Source organism: Chelativorans xinjiangensis (assembly GCF_009812055.1).
Lineage (GTDB): Bacteria > Pseudomonadota > Alphaproteobacteria > Rhizobiales > Rhizobiaceae > Chelativorans > Chelativorans xinjiangense.
On record NZ_WQNH01000010.1, the window covers coordinates 1 to 20,209 of the forward strand.

Genomic DNA, 20,209 nt, shown 5'->3' on the forward strand with positions numbered 1-20,209 from the left:
CCGGTGCATTCGACCGGCTCAAGCCAGGAGTGCGCGTGACCTTTGCCGAAGAGGAAGGCGAAAAGGGGTCGCAGGCGAGCACCGTCAGACTGATGGGAAAGCACGGCCTCAGATGACGGCCTCAGGCAACCCCTCCCGCATGGCAGGGTGGGAGCACTTCCACCACGACGCGGATATCGGCGTGTGCGGATATGGCGGCTCGGTCGCGGAAGCCTTCGAGCAAGCCGCATTGGCGTTGACTGGAGTCGTCACCGACCGGCCGGTGGCCGGAGATATCCGGGTGGATGTCGAATGCCGGCAGGCCGACCTGGGGCTACTGCTCGTCGACTGGCTGGATGCCGTTATCTACGAAATGGCAACCCGCCGAATGCTGTTCGGCCGTTTCGCGGTCGATATCGACGAGTTGGTGCTGAAAGGCTCTCTCTGGGGCGAGGCCGTCGATGTCTCGCGGCATGCGCCTGCCTGCGAACCCAAGGGCGCCACCCTCACGGCACTGAGCGTGGCCTGCGACGAGAACGGCCTCTGGTCGGCACGCTGCGTAATCGATGTATGAGGTGCACTGATGGATCCTGCCAGTTTTACCCAGATCGACCCTGTCACCTGGCGCATCGAGCCGACAGGAGCGATGCGCGTGCCGGTGGTCATCTATGCCGACGAGCAACTCATCCGCGCCATGGACGACAAGGTGGGCCAGCAGGCTTGCAATGTCGCCACCCTGCCGGGGATCGTAGCCGGCTCCTACGCCATGCCCGATGCGCATTGGGGCTACGGCTTTCCGATTGGCGGTGTGGCCGCATTCGACGCGGTACAGGGAGGCGTCGTCTCAGCCGGCGGCGTAGGCTTTGATATCTCATGCGGCGTGCGGACGATGCTCACCGGGCTCAAGGTGGCGGACATTCTTCCGGTTCAGAAGGAACTGGCGGACTCCCTCTCCCAGCAGATTCCCGCAGGCGTAGGCAGCAAAGGAAAGATCACGCTCGACGATGCCGAGATGGATGCGATGCTGACGGGGGGCGCTGCCTGGGCAGCGGCGCGTGGCTGGGGCGAGGAGCGCGACCTTGAGCGGATCGAGGAGGGTGGCCGCGTGGAAGGCGCTAGGGCGGACTATGTCTCCGGCCGCGCCAAGGACCGGCAGCGGCGAGAGATGGGCACGCTCGGTTCCGGCAACCACTATCTCGAAGTGCAGGCGGTGGCCGAGATCGTCGACAGGCAGGCGGCTGATACGTTCAGGCTTGAACAGGACGACGTGGTCGTAACGATCCATTGCGGCTCCCGCGGGCTTGGCCACCAGATCGGCAGCGAGTTCCTGAAGGAATGGCGAGCGCCGCGCCGGGCGCGGGCCTGGTGCTTCCGGATCGTGAACTTGCCTGCGCGCCGATCAGGTCGGAACTCGGCGAACGCTATCTCGCGGCGATGCGCGCCGGGATCAACTGCGCGCTGGCAAATCGCGAAATCCTTGGCCACTACAGCCGGCGAGTCTTCGGTCACTTCTTTCCGAATGCCGACCTTGAGCTGCTCTTCGATGTTTCGCACAACACGTGCAAGCTCGAGACCCACATGGTCGACGGCAGACGCCGCGCGCTTTTCGTGCACCGCAAGGGGGCCACACGGTCGCTCGGTCCAGGTGATCCGGCCCTTCCGGAAGCGCTTCGCGCAACCGGGCAACCTGTCCTCATCGGAGGCAGCATGGGTACCGGCTCCTATGTACTGGCGGGCGAGCGGACAAGCGAGGAGAAGGCGTTCTCCTCTGCCTGCCATGGTGCTGGGCGGGCCATGTCGCGGCATGCCGCGCTCAAGCAGTGGAGCGGCCGCAAGATCGTGGACGATCTTGCGGCGAGCGGCATTCTGATCCGCAGTCCCTCCACCCGTGGTGTGGCCGAGGAGGCGCCGGGCGCCTACAAGGATGTCGAGGTCGTCGTGCTTGCGGCAGAGCGGGCGGGCCTCGCCCGTCGCGTAGCGCGCATGCGGCCCCTCATCTGCGTCAAAGGCTGACCGCGTGGAGCGCCCTTGAAGCTGTTCACGATAGGCGGTGTCGTCACACAACGCAGTCGATGCAGGCCGTGGCGCTGCACCGTCGCCAGGTGTGGTCGGCATCGAGATCGGCCGGCAACGAGGCCCGTTAGAGTTCTTTCATTCTTGATGGGGATCAAGCCGCTGTCCGTTCTTGGTTGTAGCATCTCAAGCAGTTTCGCCATGAACTGCGGTTGCCGATGAATCATGAATTGCGGTTGCCGATGAATATTGTGATGTTCACCAACACGTTCAGCCCTCATGTCGGCGGCGTGGCGCATAGTGTTGCTTGGCTTGCCGAAGACCTGCGCAGCGATGGCCACCGCGTTCTCGTTATCGCGCCCGAATTTGCCGGCATGCCCGCGAATGAGCCCGACGTGGTCCGCGTGCCCGCGGTCCAGCGGTTCAGGGGAAGCGATTTTTCCGTGCCGATTCCCCTGAGCCGCTCGCTCGACGAGGCCCTTGACGATTTCGAACCGGAGATCGTTCATTCCCATCACCCGTTTCTTCTCGGCGATACGGCTCTGCGGGTCTCGGCTTCGCGTAAGCTCCCGGTGCTCTATACGTATCACACGCGCTACGAGCTCTACGGTCACTATCTGGCCCAAGACGCTCCCGCACTCCAGCGGCTCGTCCTCAGCCTGGCGCTTGGCTATAGCGATCTGTCCGACGCGGTCATCGCGCCCAGCCGGAGCATGGCCATATTCCTTGCCGACCATGGCGTAAGGACGCCCGTCACAGTGATCCCCACCGGGATCGAACTCGCTCGGTTCGGAAATGGGGACGGAACTCGCGCGCGGTCGGTCGCCGGCATTCCGGAAGATGCCTTCATCGTAGGTCATGTTGGAAGGCTGGCCCCGGAAAAGAACCTTGAATATCTGACCGATGCGGTAAGACGCTTCCTCATCGCCAACGAGGCCGCACATTTCTTGGTGGCAGGCCGAGGCGAGATGATGCCGCTCGTGGAACAGACCTTCGCCGGCGCTGGCCTTGGCGCACGGCTCCATCTTGCAGGCGCAATCGAGGGCGTCCGATTGGCGGACACCTATGCCGCGATGGATGTCTTTGCCTTTTCCTCGCATTCCGAGACGCAGGGACTGGTGCTTGCGGAAGCCATGGCCGCCGGTGTTCCAGTCGTGGCCCTGGACGCACCCGGGGCCCGCGAGATTGTGAGCGATGGCAGGAACGGCAGGCTTCTGCCGGCCGATGCGTCCGCCGATCGCGTCGCCAAGGCGCTGGCATGGGTGAGCGGCCGCGATCCGTCGGACCGGCAGAGGTTGCACAAGGCGGCGCGACAAACCGCGCGGCTGTATGCCCGACCCCGGACAACGCGCCAGACGCTCGCTCTCTATCGTTCTCTCCTGGCAGAGCGACCCGGGAAAAGGGACATCGAAAAAAGCTCTTGGAAGGCCGCAATGCTGAGGCTGGGCGAGGAATGGAAAATCTTTCGAAATGTCGCCCATGCGGTCGGCGACGCGGTTTTCACGCCCGATCTCATGCAGCCGGCTCGAACCGCTTCTTCGCCCCCTCGCGGGCGCACTTGCGTTTGACGGGCGGCGGATCTCAGGTTGCGATCGTTCCCGTTTCGGCCGCCGGCAGGCCCAAGATCGTCTCGACCCGGCGCTGGGACGGGCGGGAGGTACCGCTTCCCTTTGCGCATGACAGGGAAGACGAGAAAGTCCCATCCTGCCGCAAGTATCTTGCGCGGTGTTGTCAGACCGTGCCTGACGAAGGCGTGGCAGGTCCTCTTGGCGATTGTCTCAGAAATTCTGCCGCCAAAGAGAATGCTGGCTAAAGTGCCCGCTGCTTTTATTTTGAATCATATCCAGCATTGCGGAGATAGTTTGCGCATTCGGTTGGGGTGAAGCGATCGATCAGCGTGCCGATGCGTTTCCATGTTGCCTCGATGGTGCGCTCGGCGGCCTTGTGCATGAGATGCTTGAGTTTGGCGAAGACCTGCTCGATGGGATTGGGATCGGGGCTGTAGGGCGGCAGAAAGAAGAGCCTGGCGCCGGCGGCGCGGATGGCACGGCGGACGGGTTCGCCCTTGTGGCTGCCGAGATTGTCGAGGACGACGATATCGCCTGGCCGCAGCGTCGGGACGAGAACCTGCTCGACATAGGCGGTGAAGCTTCTGCCGTTGATCGGGCCGTCGAAGACGCAGGGCGCTTCGACCCGGTCGCAGCGTAGCGCGGCGATGAAGGTCAGGTCCAATGGCCGTGCGGGACATGGGCGTGGAGCCTTCGGCCATGTAGCGCCCAGCCGCGGATCGGCGCCATGTTGGTCTTCGTCCAGGTTTCGTCGATGAAGACCAGGCGTGCGGGATCGATCCGGCCCTGGTACTTCTTCCATTGCGCGCGCCGGCGGGCGACATCAGAACGGTGCTGCTCGCTTGGCAGAACGCTTTTTTGAAGCTCAGGCCTTCGGCGTGCACGAAGTTCCAAACCGTCCGGTAGTCAACCTTGACCCCACGCGCGGCCAGCTCCGCCTGAAGCCCGCGCAACGTGAAGGGCTCGCCGCTTGCCATCCGTGCCGCAAGCCAGTCGCGATGCGGCAGCAATACGCGCGGCCGATATCCGCCCATGCGGCAAGGGGCGGCACTCCCCGTCGCACGATGGCGCTGCGACCACTTCACAACGCGGGACACGCTGACCTGGAGAACCGCAGCAACCGAACGCACGCTCTCGCCGGCCATCACACAAGCAACCGCACGCTCACGCAAATCTATGGGATAAGGCTTTGGCATCGGATGCTGGCCTCCCACCCAGCCTGCATCTTGAATCACAAAACAGGAGCCATGAGAAATCTGGAGGCTTCTGTGAGGTCTGCGGGCACGACGGAGCGGCCGGGCTGGTTATCGGGCCTCATTGCAAGCCGGATTGAACGGAGCCGTGGGCCGGGCTAGCGCTATGGGGATTGTAGCGGGAGCGAAGCGATGAAGCGGTTCGAGAATGGCGGTTGCCAGCAACGCGCGATGCCGTGGCGGGCCTCCGGCGTTGCGGCGGCAGCGTCCTTGGGGCGATGATGTGGGCCAATCCGGCTGCCGTCGGCGACGCAACCCGGGCGAAGTCGCTGCGGCCCGCCGCACTGGGCGAGATCAGCCAGGCCGGCGCGCATTGCGTCGGATGGGGCCATTGGTGATGTGGACGCGCCCGGCATGATCATGAGGTATCGTTCCAGAAGGGGCTCGGCGGCGCTTGTCCGCACCGCCAGATGGCGAGTGTGATCATCGGCTCTCCACAGCATGGGCAGCGATGCGTAGCCGCAAGGCGCGCGGCGGTGGGAGGGGCGCTTTCGGCCTCCGGTTCGATATCCTCTTTCTGCGGACTGGCCAGCAGCCTGCGGCACAGGTCGAGCCTGGCGGCGCGATGGCCGTTGGCGAGGAAGCCGTAATGGCGGATGCGATGGAAGCCGTCGGGCAGCGTGTGCAGGAGGAAGCGGCGGATGAACTCGTGCGCGTCGAGCGTCATGACCTTCGTCTTGCCGCCGTGGCGATAGTCTCGCCAGCGGAACGCGACCCGATCGCCGTCCATGCTGATGAGCCGGGAATTGGCGATGGCGACGCGATGGGTGTAGCGGCCGAGATAGGTCAGCACCTGTTCCGGCCCACCGAAGGGCGGCTTGGCATAGACCACCCAGTCGAGGCGACGCACCTTGGCCACCAAGCGGGTGAAGGCAGCTGGCTCGGCCAGGCCGGCGCGATCGCCGAAGAACGTGAGGATGCCCGCGTCGAAGCCCGCCCGCAACTTCTCCAGAAAGAGGCGGCGGAACAGGCGCGACAGCACGCGCACGGGCAGGAAGAAGCCCGGCCGGCAGGCGACCCAGCGCCTTCCATCGAGGGAGATGCCGCCGCCCGGCACAATGCAATGGATGTGCGGATGGTAGTGCAGATTCTGGCCCCAGCTGTGCAATACCGCGATGAGGCCGATCTCGGCGCCGAGGTGCCTGGGCTCCGCGGCAATCGTGCGCAACGCCTCGGCCGCAGCCTTGAACAGGATCGCGTAGACCGCCGCCTTGTTCTGGAAAGCGATCGCGGCGACGTCGGCCGGCAGCGTGAACACCACATGGAAGTAGGGAACCGGCAGAAGCTCGCCCTGCCGTGCGGCCAGCCAGTCCCGGCAGGCCTTTCCCTGACATTTGGGGCAGTGCCGGTTGCGGCAGGAGTTATAGGCCACGCGGATCGTCCCGCAGGATCGGCAGCCCTCGACATGGCCGCCGAGTTCGGCCGTCCGGCAGAGCTCGATGGCGCTCATCACACGCCGCTCGACACGTCCGAGATGGCCGTCATGAACCTGCCGATACGCTTCGCCGTGGCGACGGAAGATGTCCGCCACCTCCAGTCTCGCCGACATGGCGAGGCCAGCTCAGCTTGGCGGCACCACCTCGATGTTGAGCCGGTCGAGCGGGCTTTGCGTGCGCCGGATGAGACCGTTCGAGACCTTGGTGTAGCGCGCTGTGCTCGACAGGTTGTTGTGGCCGAGCAGCACCTGGATGATGCGGATGTCGGTGCCATTCTCCAGCAGATGCGTGGCGAAGCTGTGCCTGAGCGTATGCACCGTCACGCGCTTGTCGATGCCGGCGGCTGCCCGCGCCGAGCGGCAGGCCGAATACAGAACCTGGACGTCGATGGGACGGCTTGCATCCCGGCCGGGAAACAGCCACTCCTTCGGTCTGGCCAGCCGCCAATAGACGCGCAGAATGTGCAGCAGCTGCGCCGACAGCATCACCGTGCGGTCCTTGCCGCCCTTGCCATGCTCGACCCGGATCACGCCGCGTTGGCTGTCAATGTCGCCGACCTTCAGCCCGACGGTCTCCGAAGCACGAAGACCCGCGGCATAGGCCGTCGTCAGCGCCGTACGCGTCTTCAGGCTCGGCACCGCCTCGAGGAACCGGACAACCTCGTCGGCGCTCAGCACCACCGGCAGCGTGCGTGGCGAGCGGGCATAGGCGATCCGTTCCGGGATCTCGGCATGGCCCAACGTCACGCCATAGAAGAACCGCAGTGCGCACACCGTCTGGCTCAGCGCCGGCCACGAGATTCCGGTCGAGACCAGATGCACCTGGAAGGCGCGGACATCCTCAAGACCGAGCCGGTCCGGCGAACGGCCAAAGTAGCGCGAAAACTTCGCTACCGCGTGCACATAGGATCGTTGCGTGGCCGGCGACAGATTGCGGATCGTCATGTCCTCGATCATACGCCGGCGAAGCGGGCTCATCGCGGCCATCTCATTGCTCCTGTTCCAAAGATTGCGCTTCAACAGCCGCAATCCTTCAAAACAGAAGCTTCACCCGCAAACCGTCCCACCATCTGCCGCGTCAGCGGCTTCGTTCAATCCCAAGAGTCCACACTGCCTAGAGCTCAAGGCAGGCATTCCTATGCGACGTTTCCACCCGGATAGCCGACATTTCTCAGCAGAACCGCCCCAGTCTTTGTCGGCATGTCCATAAGCAGGTGCTAGTCCACCTGTCTGCCAGGGTCCAAAAATGTTTGAAGCACTGCTGGCGATACCGCAAACGGGTCAACTTTGACTTGCGAAAGCATAATTCCCAGCGCAGCAGTCGGCGTCTCGCCTTCGAGGAGCCCGATCCGTTCCTGTGTGAAGACCTCTGGTCCAGACATTAAGTTGGCGATGCCGATCACCTGACCGGCCACGACAACCGGTATGTTGGCCAGTGAGGATAAGCCTGCTCCTTTGAAGGCCACGAAATCCGGGAGCCAGCGGGCGATTTCGCTTTCGTTATTGGCGACGACCGGCATCCTTTCGGCAAACAAGCGCCGGAACCAGCGGTTGCTCTCGATGGTGTCGGCGTCGCCCAGTGGATATTGCGCCGTATCGTTCGAGTAAATCCGCACCAGGCACCCCCTGCGCCGATCGGGCGCGAGCACGGTTATCAGGCTTTCCCCGAGATGCGCGGTGATGCGCTTTGCAAAGACAGTAAACAGGGCTGTCTCACCCTTGCCTAACGCGTGCGCGATCTCGCGCGGTAGAGAAGGCACCGCCGGTGTCATTTTCTAACCACCAATCACGGTCAGTTGGCGTTCGAAACCGCTCAGCGAGCGGCAACCGTCCTCCGTTACGAGAACGTCGTCCTCGATCCGCACGCCGACCTCGCCCGGCTTGTAGAGCCCCGGTTCGATCGTGATCATCATGCCCGGCACCATTTCTTGGTGATTACCGATCATGACCTGCGGTGGCTCGTGCACGTCGAGGCCAAGCCCGTGTCCGGTCTTGTGCACGATCAACTCGGCGAACTCGGATTCGGCCAACCGGCCTGTTACAGCGTCATCGAGCGCATGCAGGCTCATGCCAGGCCGCACGGCGGCGCGCCCCACGGCATTGGCCTCGCGGACCGTTTCGTAGATCTCGCGATGCCGCTCGCTTACACGGCTGACGAAAAAAGTCCGCGTGATATCCGCGTTGTAGCCGCCCCACGCGGCGCCAAAATCGATGAGCAGCGAGTCGCCGGCGGCAAGCATCCGCTCCACGCTCGGCGTGCCGTGCGGATCGGCCGAGGCCGGCCCGCTCAGGACGATCGGATCGAAGGCCGCGCCATCGGCGCCGTTCTCCAGCATGGCCGCCAGCAGCTTGTTCTTGACGGCCACCTCGCTCATACCCGGCCGCACCCATTCGATCACCGCGGCGAGCGCGGCTTCGCTGATCTCGACAGCGCGCTGCATGACGGCGACTTCATCGTCGTCCTTGCACAGGCGCATTTGCGAGATTTCCGCTTGCGCGTCCACAACCATCACGTTGGCAAGGTTCCGGCGCAGCGCCTCGCTTTCGAAGACACGCATCCTTTGGCCTTCCACGCCCAGGCGCGCACCCCGGATCCTGTCGGCCATCCACACGAAGGCTTTCTCGTAACCGTCCGAGTCCTGCCAGTATTCGGTTTCGACGTCGGGTGCGAGCGCCTGCCAGCGTGCCCTTTCCAGTATCGGGATGATGGCGTGCTGTGCACCGTCGCGTGAAACGAAGAGAAGGGTCGGACGCTCCATGAGATGGAAATGCGCACCAGTCAGATAATAGAGATTGGCGCCCGGGACCATCGCGACGCCGTCGAGCCCTGCCCTGTCCATCGAGTCGATAAGCCTGGCGAACCGGGCCGACCTGCGTTCCCCGTCAATCATGCGCTCATCCTTGTGAATCGCTTCCCAATGAAAATTTCGAGCCGACCTTCGGCTCCAGCGAGCGCTGCACTACGCGCAGTTCGGCCATCACGTGCTTGCTCGCCGAGCGTTCTGCAGCACCGGGATCGCCGGCCTCGATGGCATCGATCATCGCCTGATGCTGTTCGATGCAGTGTCGCTTCTCGGTGTCGTCAAACAGCGGATAGTAGTGCAGTAGATGCATCCGCCGGCCGTAATCCAGCGCAAGGCGGTAGAAATTGCCGAGGAACTCGTTGCGACCGGCATCCGACACCGCCCGGTGAAAGGCGAGGTCGGCCGCAACGATGGCGTGAACATCATCGCTCTCCAGCGCCGAGAGGTAATCGCGCTGGCATTGGCGGATCGTCTCGAGCGTGTCTTCGTTGCGCATCTCGGCGGCCAGCCGGTGGGTCGCGCGCGAAAGAAGCATCACCGCATCCATATATTCATGCGCATTGCTCATCGTGTGCGGGGTCACGATGGCGCTTCGATTGGGCAGGAAGGTTACGAGATCCTCGCGCGACAGCATGAGAAGCGCTTCTCGGATCGGCGTGCGCGACAGGCCAAACCGGTCCGCCAGCGCCACTTCGTCAAGCGCGGTGCCGGGTGCCATGCGCAGCTTCAGGATATCTTCCCGCAGTTCCTCGTAGACGGCGGTCGAACCGCGTCCGCGCCGCGGTGTCTTGCCGTTGGCATCCCGTTTCGGCTTGCCCCGCCCCTCGTCCGTCCGTGCTTCTGCAGCCACCCTCGTCTCCTCATAGCCGCTGATTGTGCATTCCCGATTCGGTCGGCAACCGTTCTGCACGGCTCGCAAACAATGTCAAAATTCTAATTGCATAAAGTTTGTATTATACATACGATTAATCGTCCAGAGGGAAGTGACTGAGGTTCAGCTAAGAGGAGAACGCTGATGCTGAAGAAGTTCCATATGTTGACGGCGGCCGCCGCGCTCGGACTTGCGGCCTTTACCAATACCGCCGCATCGCAGGATCAGGAGTGGAAGGTGGCCTTCTTCGCCTCTTCCGCCCAGAACGGTTTCAATCAGGCCGTCTACGAAGGAATCAAGAACAAGGCGCAGGAGCTCGGCAACGTCGAGACGGCGATCTATGACGGCCAGTTCGACGCCGCGCAGCAGTACAGCCAGATAGAAGACGTGCTCGCCAGCGGCGAGTTCGACGGCTTCATCGTCGTGCCAAACGATACGGTCGGTATTGCCGGTGTGGTCGAGATGGTTGCCGAGACGGGCAAGCCCCTCGCCACCGCTCTGTTCCCCATCGGGTCGGACCTGTCGCAGCTTGAGCCGCAGGTGCCGGGCGTGACGACCACCGTTGCCGGCCCGCCAGCCGACGGCGCGCGCAAGCAGGCCGAGGATGTGGTCGAATACTGTGCCGACAAGAACCCGTGCAACGTAGTCATCATCGTCGGCCAGCGCATCTTCCCCTTCGACAATCTGCGCTACGAAGCTTATCGCGAAGTGCTCGACCAGCACGACAACATTGAAGTGGTGGCGACCGGCGAAGGCAACTACGATCCCGACAAGTCGCTGACCGCGATGCAGGACATCCTGCAGGCCAACAGCAACGTCGACGTGGTCCTCACCAACGCCGACCAGCACCTCATCGGCGTGGAGATTGCGCTCGAGGCAGCCGGATACGACGTGCCGGAAGTCTACCTTTCCGGCGGCGGCGCGGCATCCGTGGCGGTCAATGCGATCCGAGAGGGTCGTTGGGACGTCACACTCGCCCATTTCCCCGTTTCCATGGGCGAGTATGCGCTTGACGCGGTTGTCCAGGCGCTGAAGGGCGAAACGCCCCCGAGCGTCATCAACATGGACGAGGTCGGCCCGGTTCCTCCGCTCGTCAATGCCAAGGTCCTCGAAGAGCACCCCGACTTCGAGGGCGAGTGGGCGCAGTAGCATTCATGACCGGTTCCGGCCCGGCGCGCGCCGTGGCCGGAACAAACCAATTCCCATTGTGGAGGTAAGATGTGGCGGGCAAGTCCTATCGCGTATCCGCGGACATTGGCGGAACATTCACCGATCTCGTATTTCAGGACGCCGAGACCGGCCTGTGCGAGGCGCACAAGGTCCTTTCCACGCCCGAAAACCCCGCTCTGGCGGTGATCGAGGGCCTTAAGGAGCACCTTCCCGAAGACGCCGAGACTGCCTTCTTCGTGCACGGCACGACCGTCGGGCTGAACGCGGTTCTCACCCGGCGAGGCGCCCGCGTCGCCCTCTTGACGACACGGAACTACCGCGACGTCTATACGATCCAGGGCAACGACCGCGGCGAAATCTTCTCCATCCACTGGCGCAAGCCGAAGCCGCTCGCCGAAATTCCCGACACCTTCACGGTCAACGAGCGCATCAACGCTAAGGGCGAAGTCGAAACGTCGCTCGACACCGGTGAGTTGGACGCGCTGGTCGAGGCGGTCGGGCGCAGAGGCTACGAAGCCATCGCCATCTGCCTCCTCTTTGCCTTCATGAATCCGGCCCATGAACTGGCCGCTGAAGCTTATCTGAGAGAGAGGCTTCCAGGTATTTCCATCACGCTTTCGCACAAGGTCTCGCCAGAGTGGCGAGAATATGCGCGCACATCGACCACGGTGATGGACGCCTATGCCGCGCCCGTGGTGAGGCGCTATTTGGACACGCTGGTCGACAATCTCGCCTCAACGCTTCCTGATGGCGGTCAGCTCCACGTCATGAAGTCCAATGGCGGTGCCATGACGGCGGCGGCGGCCACGGAGAACCCACTTCAGACGCTACTCTCCGGGCCGGTCGGCGGCACCATCGGCGGCCGCAAAATTGCAGAGACCGTCGGCAGGCCCAACCTCATCTGTGTCGACATGGGCGGCACGTCCTTCGATGCCAGCCTCATCATCGACGGCGAGCCGTCTTCTTCCAACGAGGCTGAACTGGAAGGATTACCGATCCAGATGTCGGTGGTCGACATCCACGTGATTGGCGCTGGCGGCGGCTCCATTGCCTGGCAGGAAGCCGGCGCCGTGCGGGTCGGACCTCAATCGGCAGGTTCGGTGCCAGGCCCCGCCTGCTATGGCCGCGGCGGCACCGAACCGACTGTGAGTGACGCCAACCTCGTTCTGGGACGCCTCGACTCGTCCAACTTCGCCGGCGGCTCCATGAGCCTCGATCGCGACAAGGCAAAGGCGGCCGTAAGTGAGCTGGGGCGGGATTTCGGTTTGTCGACCGAAGAAATGGCGCAGGGGATAATCGACATCATCAACGCCAAGATGGCCGACGCGATCCGCACCATCACGATTCGGCGCGGCATCGATCCGCGCGATTTCGCACTGGTTGCCTATGGCGGCGCGAGCCCGGCCCAGGCGGCCGCGCTCGCCGCGCAGCTCGACATCACGGAAGTGATCGTCCCGGTCATGCCGGGCGCGTTCTCGGCCTGGGGCATGCTGCACACTGACGTGCGCCACGACTTCAAGATGACCTACTACGGTTTCTGGGACCAGATCGACAGCAAGGACCTAGCCGAGAAGTTCAGCCAGCTCGAGGTGGAAGGTCGCGACTATCTGCACAAGGAGGGCTTCCACGACGCCGGCGTCTCCTTCGAGCGCTTCGCCGACTTCCGCTATCACGGCCAGGAATACGTGCTGACGATCCCGGTGCCGGGTGGCGATATCGACATGGCTGCCGTGCGCACGTCCTTCGATGAGGCCTACGACCGCCAATATGGCCATTCGAGCCCGGAGGCCGCAGTGGAGGTCGCCAATTTGCGCGTCGCCGCGCTCGGCAAGCTCGAGCGCCCCGGCATTCCCGACCCCATGGTCGAGCCGCAATCAGTCCCGGGCAGCCGCAAGGTCTATTTCGGCGGCACCGAGCACGATACGGCCATATTGCAGCGTGCCGCCCTTCCCGTCGGGGAGATGGTTGAGGGACCGGCGATTATCGAGGAGCCGACGGCGACGACGCTCGTGCCGGTCGGCTGGCGAACCGAGGTGATCGCCGGTGGACACCTTCTGCTTTCGCGCGGCTGAGAGGAGAGACGACCATGACCAAGGTAAAGGCCGATCCGATCACCACCGAGGTGGTGCGCAACTTCGTCATCTCCTGCGCGCAGGACATGAACGCCGCCCTTTGGCGCTCCGCCTTCTCGGCGATCATCTACGAGGGCCGCGACAGCGCCGTCGCACTGCTAGACGAGCACGGCAACATGCTCGGCCAGTCGACCGGCGTGCCGCTCTTCGTCGGCGCCATCGATGCCTGCGTCAAGCTCGTGCTGGAGCGCTACGGCGACGACATCCATCCCGGCGACATCTTCATCCTCAACGACTCCTATCTCCAGGGCACCCATCTCCACGACATCACCGCCATCGGCCCCATGTTCTACAAGGGCGAGCTTGTGGGTTTCGGTGCCGCCCGGGCGCACTGGCAGGACATCGGCGCCATCGATCCGGGCTCCACAATGGGCTCCACCTCGATCTTTCACGAGGGCCTGCGTCTCGGACCGACGCGCATTGTCAGCCGCTTCAAACCCATCCCCGAATGGTACGATCTCTTGACCCGCAATACGCGGCTGAAGGACATGACGATTGGCGATCTCAACGCGCAGATCACCTCGATCCGCACCGGCGAGCGGCGCCTTGGCCAGATACTCGACCGCATCGGCCCCGACGTCTACCGCGCCGCCTGCGCTGACATCTTCGAGCAGGCACGGCTGCTCGACCGCGAGGCGATCGGCGCACTGAAGAATGGCACCTACTACCGCGAGGGCTATCTCGATGACGACGGTGTCGGCACCGAGCCGGTGAAGGTGGCTTTGCGTCTGACCATCGAAGGCGAGAAGATGATCATCGACCTGGAAGGCTCGTCCGGCCCCGTCGAAGGCTCGATCAATTGCGGCGCGGTGCAGACACAGTCGCTGCTGCGCTTGGCCTACAAGACGATGATCAACCCCGACCGGGCGATCACCGGCGGCTCCTTTTCGACCATGGAAGTCCGCATCCCCGAAAAATGCATGTTCAACGCCAAGGAGCCGGCCGCCTGTGAATGGTACTTCACCGGCCTTGGCCTGCTCGCCGATCTCATGATTTCCTGTCTCAGCGAAGCCATGCCCGAAAAGGCCACGGCCGCGCACTACGGCGATTCCATGGTCGCGGCATTCTTCGACATGGACCCTGACCGTGGCCAGTGGATCTCGGTCGAGCCGACGGCCGGCGGTTGGGGCGGCACCGTGGGAGGCGATGGCGAGAGCGCGTTGATCAACCTCGTCAATGGCGGCTTCAGGAACCTTCCCGCCGAGGTCTACGAGACCAAGTTCCCCGTGCGCGTCGAGGAATTCTCCTTGCGCACGGATTCGGGCGGTGCGGGGCGCTGGCGCGGCGGCTGCGGCGTCGTACGCAGCTATCGCCTTCTTGAGGATTGCTTTGCCGCATTGTGGTTCGAGCGCTCCAAGACGCCGGCTTGGGGCATCATGGGCGGCGCCGAGGGCAAAGGGCCGGACAACGATATCCTGCTTCCCGACGGCACCGTCGAGAAGCCGCTCAAGATGCGTGCCCGGCATTTCCCGAAGGGAACGCTGGTCGTTACACGCACCGGCGGTGGTGGCGGATACGGCAATCCCCGGGCAAGGCCGGCGGAAGAAGTGCTGGCCGACGTGGCCAGCGGTCTCGTGTCGCGCGACGTGGCTTGGGAGGTCTACGGTGTGGCCGTCGGCGACGACTACACAATCGACCAGTCCCGTACCGAGCCCAGATCCAAGCAGGTCTACGCGTGAATAAGGGGGCATACGCCATACCGTGTGCAGTAATGTTGGGCTAAGCTTGCAGGGTGTTCCTTCCGTGGAGACACGCGACGACCTCATGGCAATCGGCAAAATCGCAGCCACCGACACTGCAATAGCCGACGCGGGCCGACCGCCCGCGCATCCCTATGTGCGGCTCTCCGGCGTATCCAAATCCTTTTCCGGTGTCACCGTGCTGCGCGACATCGATATCGACTTCATGCCGGGCGAAATCCACGGGCTCATCGGCGAGAACGGCGCCGGCAAGTCCACGGTCGGCAAGATCGTCGGCGGATACTATTCGCGCACCACAGGTGAGATCGAAGCCTTCGGCGAGAGGGTCGGCCACTGGGAGCCGCCGCTGGCGCTGGCCAGCGGCATCGCCATGATGCATCAGGAACTGCAGCTCGTTCCCGAACTCTCGGTCGCGGAGAACGTATTCCTTGGTATCGAACACAGCCGCGCCGGGCTGCTTGCGCGCAACGAGGAGGACCGTCATCGGGCCGTCGCCGCCTTTGCCGGCTTCGATCTCGATCCGTCCGCGCCGGCCGGCTCGCTGAGCATCGCCGACCAGCAGAAGGTCGAGATCATGCGCGCCCTGGCGCGTGAGGCGAAGGTGATCGTCATGGACGAGCCGACCTCCTCGCTCACCGCCGACGAAGCCGAACGCCTGCACGAGGTCATGCGCCGACTGAAGGAACGCGGCTGCACCATCATCTACGTGTCGCATTTTCTCGATCATGTGCTCGACGTGTGCGACACGATCACAGTCATGCGCGACGGCGCCGTCATCCGCACTGCGGCGGCTGCCGACGAAACGAAGGAGTCTCTCGTCGCCGCAATGATCGGCCGGGCCAATGCGGAGGTGACCTATCCAGATCGCCCGCCCATGCCGGCGCGGACCGGAACGCCCAGGCTGAGGGTTCGCGGCCTGACGACCGAAACCGGACTGCACGACATCTCCTTCGATCTTTATCCTGGAGAGATTCTGGGTCTGGTAGGGCTGGTCGGCAGCGGACGGACCGAGATTGCACGCGCCATCTTCGGTGCCGACTCCGCGATTTCCGGAGAAGTGCTTCTCGACGGCGATTCCTATGCACAGCGCTCCCCGCATGAATCGATCAGGCGCGGCCTTGCGATGGTACCGGAAGATCGCCGCAAGGAGGGGCTGGTCCTCACCCAGCCGGTGCGGCCCAACATGACGCTCCCCTACCTGGCGTCCTTTGCCAAGTACGGCCTTGTAGAAAGCGGCCGGGAAAGAAGCAGCGTGAGGCGCTCCATCGACTATCTCGGTGTGCTTCCGGCCAGGATCGACGGCGAAGTGGCGAATTTATCGGGCGGCAACCAGCAGAAGGTCGTGCTCGGCAAATGGATCATGCGTGATCCAAAGTTGGTGATCCTCGACGAGCCGAGCCGCGGCGTGGATATCGGCGCCCGGCGGCGCATCCACGAATTTGTTGGCGAGACGGCGCGGCGGGGCGCTGCGGTTCTCGTGATCTCATCCGAGATCGAGGAAGTCATGGGTCTCGCCCACCGCGCCTGCATGGTGTCCGAGGGCCGTATGATTGGCGAGTTCGATCCTGCCGAAACGAATGTGGATGCGGTCCTGTGGCAGCTTTTTCAGGCGCAGGGAAAGCAGGACGAAGCCAAAAGGGAAATATGAGCATGAGCGGAAACGCTGCCGCGATGAAGGAAAGGTCCGGTCTCGGTGCAGCCTCGGTGGCCCGACTCTTCCAGAGCTACGCGGTCGCCATCATGATCCTGGTCCTGATCGTGCTCCTCAGCTTCCTAAGCGATTCCTTTCTGACGGTCAGAAACCTCGTCAATATTCTCAACCAGAACACGCCACTCGCCATCATGGCGGCGGCCATGACGTTGGTGATCATCAGCGGTGGATTCGACCTGTCGGTGGCGGCGATTTTTGCCGTCGGCAGTGTTGTGGCGGCCACGCTTGCCCTGCACGTCCATCCGTTGGCTGGCCTGCTGGCGGCTCCGCTTGTCGGCATGGCGCTGGGCTTCATCAACGGCATCACGATCACGGCGTTGAGAATCCATTCATTTCTGGCCACACTTGCCACAGGCCTCGTTTATCGCGGCATCGCGATCCTGATTACGGGCGGCACGCTGGTGCCGGTGCGCATAGACGCATTCACCTGGCTCGGGCGCGAGCGGATTGGCCCGATTTACATTGCCGTCATCGTGCTGATCGTATTCGCCATCCTGCTGACGATTCTGCTCAACCGCTCCACGCTCGGGCGCAAAATCCTCGCTGTCGGTGGCAATGAGGAGGCGGCCATCTTGTCGGGCATCCGCACCCGCCGCATCAAGATCATTGCCTTTTCGATCAACGGGCTGGCTGCCGGGCTTGCCGCCGCGATCGCCACCTCGCGCATCTCGATGGGTCAGGCGACAGCCGGCATGGGCATGGAGCTGGAGGCGATTGCCGCCGTCATCATCGGCGGCACCAGCATCTATGGCGGCCAGGGCGCCATATGGCGTTCGATTGCGGGCGTAATGATGCTTGCGCTTGTCAGCAACGGCTTCAACATCCTCAACGCCGATCCCTTCTACAAGGATCTGGCAACCGGGCTGATCATCGTGGCTGCGGTCGCCATAAGCGCCAGCGGGAGGAGGCGCTAGCGGCTTGCACCGCCAACCAAACTTGCGTGGCCAGCGATATATCTCTTTGACGCGGTCGGGCCGGCAGCGTGAATGTAACATCTGCATGCTGCCGGCCCTTATGACATAGCCTTACGGACCGTCTCGACGGTCGACCGGCCAGTCACGAAGGCGTCAGTGGATTCGGGCGTGACGTCGGTGTGATTCTCGATGATCGTGTAGTTCTTGCGCGGCCCCACCTCCAACCTCACGTTTGGCGAATAGCCGACCGTCTTCGGCGATGCCAAGATGATCACAGCGCTACTCGACTCACCCACCACTGTGGCATCGTCGAGACTGGCAACGACCGCTGGCGCCTCAAGAGGATCGTTCGCGATCCCCTGCTCGTGTAGCGGCCACCATGTCCGTCCTCCCCCGTTCAAAAAACCCGTTCTAACGTGCAAATGGTACGCGTCGCGATCAGCCTCCGTCGAATTTTTCTCTGCAGCGACACCAGAGTCAAAAACAACAGGACCGCCCTATGACAGACTAAGTAGTTGTTATATATCGCATTTCAGCGAGTTATGTGAGCGACCGGAGCAGGGGTAGCGAACGTCACCTTCAATAGCGGCCCGGCACCGGAATCTCCACGCCTGCACCTTCAATACGACGCCCAAGCGCTCCCCTTCCTGCAGACATTCCGCAAAGCCGCCGAAGGCCTCAATTTGTTCTGCATGGAACCGGCAACGCACGACCGGAAGCCCCGCCGCGAACTCCGCGAATCGGGCGCCCTCGCACATTCAGCAGATGAACACCGCTTCTCCCTGAAATTCAGCTGTGAGGCGGGCAGCCGCGCCGGGTTGTGAACTTGGGATTACGCATCTGAATTTCGATACTGGCGTTCTTGCGTTCCGATATCGTTCGCATTTTCTGACGAGTTGGCGTCAATCTGCTGTCAGCACTTCCTTCGACACCTCTGCGGCAATCGCTCCCCTGGAGTGACCGAAAGCCCATTCTGGCGCACTTACTTCCTATCAAACAGTTGCATAAATTGCAGCAAAACTCCCGATCTTTGCAATTTTATTCGTCGCTGCTTCCATCTCATACTAGCCGGACTCAGTAGGGAGGAAACCATGCGCCAATTTCGTGTGCGCGATATTTGCACGGCGAGCGCCATTGTGCTGGCCACTGTGATCGGCCCGGCCCATGCCGGCAAGAACGACGACACTCTCCGGGTCGCCATGACCGAGGAAATCCTGAATCTCGATTACAATTACACGACCAAGCGCGAATACATCATTCTCGCGCAACTGACCGATGCGACCCTGTTCAACATCAATCCGGACACGGCCGAGATCGAGCCCTCCGTCGCTACGGGTTACGAGTTCGTCGATGACACCACGCTCGACGTGATGCTGCGCGACGACGTCGTCTTCCACGACGGCTCGACATTGACGGCAGAGGATGTCGCCTACAGCTACAACTGGATCAACAATCCCGATAGCGAGTCGAACGCCTCGGGCGTCGTCGAACGCTGGCTGGATCGCGCCGAGGTCACCGGCCCGAACACGGTGCGCTTCCACCTGACGTCGGTCTACCCGCTGGTGCTGCGCGATATGGGCGCGCGCATCATGCTGCGCAAGGCCGGCACCTATGAAGCGGGCGGCACCGTCGACCGCGATGCCATGGCCAATGAGTTGATCGGCACAGGCCCCTACAAGGTGGCCTCTTTCGAGCCGGGCACGGAACTCGTTCTTGAACGTTTCGACGGGTATTTCGGCGAGAAACCGGCGATCTCGAAGATCGTCGTCCGCAACATTCCGGATATCGGCACCCAGCAGGCCGAACTGATGTCCGGCGGTGTCGACTGGATGTTCAAGGTGCCCCTCGATCTTGCCGAGAGCCTCGGCGCCACGCCAATGGCGGAGCATTTGAGTGGGCCTGACCTGCGCGTGGGATTCCTTGTGCTGGATGCTGCCGGCTACACCGACAAGGACGGGCCACTAACCAACGTCCTCGTGCGCCGCGCGATCAATCACGCGCTCAACACACCGGAGATGGCGAAGTTCCTCATCGGCGGCTCCGCCGAGGCGATCCACACCGCCTGCCACCCGGCCCAGTTCGGCTGCGACCAGTCTATCCCCGCCTATGACTACGATCCGGAAAAGGCGCGCGCGCTGCTTGCCGAGGCCGGATATGAGGAGGGCTTTCCGCTCGAACTCTGGGCCTATCGCGACAAGGCCGCGGCCGAGGCTGTCGCAGCTGACCTCGAAACCGTCGGGATCGATGTCAACCTGCGTTACGTGAAGTTGGAGAGCCTGAACCAAGTGCGTGCCCAGCGCGATATTCCGGCTTATTTCGGCACCTGGGGCTCCGGCGGCACAGCGGACACGGCTGCGATCGCCCGCATCCACTTCGCCGATACCGACCGCAACCTGTCAGGAGACGAGGGACTCGAGGAGATGGTCCTCGCAGCCGAGCAGACCAATGATCCGGAAGAGCGCAAGATGCTCTACAGCAAGGCGCTTGGGCGCATCGCCGACCAGGCGTATTGGGCGCCGCTCTTTTCCTATTCGGCGAACTACCTCGTCTCGCCCGACCTGACCTTTCCGCTCGATCCGGACGGGCTGCCACGGCTTCAGAATTCAAGCTGGAAATGATCCGGCAAGGCGGCAGGAGACATTCCGCCGCTACTCCGGCA

At 63.1% G+C, this 20,209-nt stretch carries 15 protein-coding genes and 3 pseudogenes; 11 read left to right on the forward strand and 7 right to left on the reverse strand.

The window, feature by feature from the left end:
• Positions 1 to 112 precede the first annotated feature (112 nt).
• The 3 genes and pseudogenes from GM910_RS09135 to GM910_RS09145 all read left to right on the forward strand — a co-directional run bounded on the left by GM910_RS09135 (position 113) and on the right by GM910_RS09145 (position 3,560).
• Positions 113 to 553, forward strand: coding sequence for an archease (locus GM910_RS09135; RefSeq protein ID WP_201285443.1), 441 nt, complete (start codon positions 113 to 115; stop codon positions 551 to 553).
• A 192-nt stretch (positions 554 to 745) separates the two neighbouring features.
• Positions 746 to 1,992, forward strand: a pseudogene (locus tag GM910_RS27960) (RtcB family protein).
• A 254-nt stretch (positions 1,993 to 2,246) separates the two neighbouring features.
• The gene (locus GM910_RS09145) at positions 2,247 to 3,560 is read left to right on the forward strand and encodes a glycosyltransferase (RefSeq protein WP_201285444.1); all 1,314 of its coding nucleotides are present in this window, start codon (positions 2,247 to 2,249) and stop codon (positions 3,558 to 3,560) included.
• A 259-nt stretch (positions 3,561 to 3,819) separates the two neighbouring features.
• Here the strand turns inward: GM910_RS09145 and GM910_RS09150 are convergent.
• A pseudogene (locus tag GM910_RS09150) lies at positions 3,820 to 4,756 on the reverse strand (IS630 family transposase).
• A gap of 212 nt (positions 4,757 to 4,968) precedes the next feature.
• Here GM910_RS09150 and GM910_RS09155 point away from each other — a divergent pair.
• The gene (locus tag GM910_RS09155; RefSeq protein WP_159587219.1) at positions 4,969 to 5,151 is read left to right on the forward strand and encodes a hypothetical protein; all 183 of its coding nucleotides are present in this window, start codon (positions 4,969 to 4,971) and stop codon (positions 5,149 to 5,151) included.
• A 20-nt stretch (positions 5,152 to 5,171) separates the two neighbouring features.
• Here GM910_RS09155 and GM910_RS09160 read toward each other — a convergent pair whose 3' ends face one another.
• The 5 genes from GM910_RS09160 to GM910_RS09180 form a co-directional block, all read right to left on the reverse strand.
• On the reverse strand, positions 5,172 to 6,362 hold the full coding sequence (locus GM910_RS09160) for an IS91 family transposase (protein ID WP_159587220.1): 1,191 nt from the start codon (positions 6,360 to 6,362) through the stop codon (positions 5,172 to 5,174).
• A 12-nt stretch (positions 6,363 to 6,374) separates the two neighbouring features.
• Positions 6,375 to 7,235, reverse strand: a complete 861-nt coding sequence (locus GM910_RS09165) for a tyrosine-type recombinase/integrase (protein WP_159587221.1) — start codon at positions 7,233 to 7,235, stop codon at positions 6,375 to 6,377.
• Positions 7,236 to 7,465: 230 nt separating this feature from the next.
• Entirely contained in the window at positions 7,466 to 8,020 is a 555-nt protein-coding gene (locus GM910_RS09170) for a GAF domain-containing protein (RefSeq protein ID WP_159587222.1), read from the reverse strand.
• A 3-nt stretch (positions 8,021 to 8,023) separates the two neighbouring features.
• Positions 8,024 to 9,139 carry a M24 family metallopeptidase gene (locus GM910_RS09175; RefSeq protein WP_159587223.1) on the reverse strand — a complete coding sequence of 372 codons (1,116 nt, stop codon included), beginning with the start codon at positions 9,137 to 9,139 and terminating at the stop codon, positions 8,024 to 8,026.
• A gap of 4 nt (positions 9,140 to 9,143) precedes the next feature.
• Positions 9,144 to 9,902, reverse strand: coding sequence for a GntR family transcriptional regulator (locus GM910_RS09180; RefSeq protein WP_159587224.1), 759 nt, complete (start codon positions 9,900 to 9,902; stop codon positions 9,144 to 9,146).
• Between the two features lie 165 nt (positions 9,903 to 10,067).
• Between GM910_RS09180 and GM910_RS09185 the strand changes: the two genes are divergently transcribed.
• The 5 genes from GM910_RS09185 to GM910_RS09205 all read left to right on the forward strand — a co-directional run bounded on the left by GM910_RS09185 (position 10,068) and on the right by GM910_RS09205 (position 17,550).
• The gene (locus GM910_RS09185) at positions 10,068 to 11,072 is read left to right on the forward strand and encodes a sugar ABC transporter substrate-binding protein (RefSeq protein ID WP_159587225.1); all 1,005 of its coding nucleotides are present in this window, start codon (positions 10,068 to 10,070) and stop codon (positions 11,070 to 11,072) included.
• A gap of 71 nt (positions 11,073 to 11,143) precedes the next feature.
• Positions 11,144 to 13,165 carry a hydantoinase/oxoprolinase family protein gene (locus GM910_RS09190; protein ID WP_159587226.1) on the forward strand — a complete coding sequence of 674 codons (2,022 nt, stop codon included), beginning with the start codon at positions 11,144 to 11,146 and terminating at the stop codon, positions 13,163 to 13,165.
• A gap of 14 nt (positions 13,166 to 13,179) precedes the next feature.
• Positions 13,180 to 14,904, forward strand: coding sequence for a hydantoinase B/oxoprolinase family protein (locus tag GM910_RS09195; RefSeq protein ID WP_159587227.1), 1,725 nt, complete (start codon positions 13,180 to 13,182; stop codon positions 14,902 to 14,904).
• Between the two features lie 85 nt (positions 14,905 to 14,989).
• Positions 14,990 to 16,573, forward strand: coding sequence for a sugar ABC transporter ATP-binding protein (locus tag GM910_RS09200; RefSeq protein ID WP_159587228.1), 1,584 nt, complete (start codon positions 14,990 to 14,992; stop codon positions 16,571 to 16,573).
• Positions 16,574 to 16,575: 2 nt separating this feature from the next.
• Positions 16,576 to 17,550 (forward strand): ABC transporter permease, encoded by a 975-nt coding sequence (locus tag GM910_RS09205; protein ID WP_246225930.1) that lies wholly within the window; start codon positions 16,576 to 16,578, stop codon positions 17,548 to 17,550.
• Positions 17,551 to 17,648: 98 nt separating this feature from the next.
• On the opposite strand, the gene GM910_RS26910 is transcribed toward GM910_RS09205, so the two are convergent.
• Positions 17,649 to 17,825 carry a hypothetical protein gene (locus GM910_RS26910; RefSeq protein WP_201285454.1) on the reverse strand — a complete coding sequence of 59 codons (177 nt, stop codon included), beginning with the start codon at positions 17,823 to 17,825 and terminating at the stop codon, positions 17,649 to 17,651.
• On the opposite strand from GM910_RS26910, the pseudogene GM910_RS26915 reads away from it, so the two are divergent.
• A pseudogene (locus tag GM910_RS26915) lies at positions 17,767 to 17,921 on the forward strand (ATP-binding protein); the annotation flags it as partial. The gene GM910_RS26910 and the pseudogene GM910_RS26915 sit on opposite strands and share 59 nt — an antisense overlap.
• 720 nt (positions 17,922 to 18,641) lie before the next feature.
• The gene (locus GM910_RS09210; RefSeq protein WP_159587229.1) at positions 18,642 to 20,168 is read left to right on the forward strand and encodes an ABC transporter substrate-binding protein; all 1,527 of its coding nucleotides are present in this window, start codon (positions 18,642 to 18,644) and stop codon (positions 20,166 to 20,168) included.
• The last annotated feature ends 41 nt before the right edge of the window (positions 20,169 to 20,209 follow it).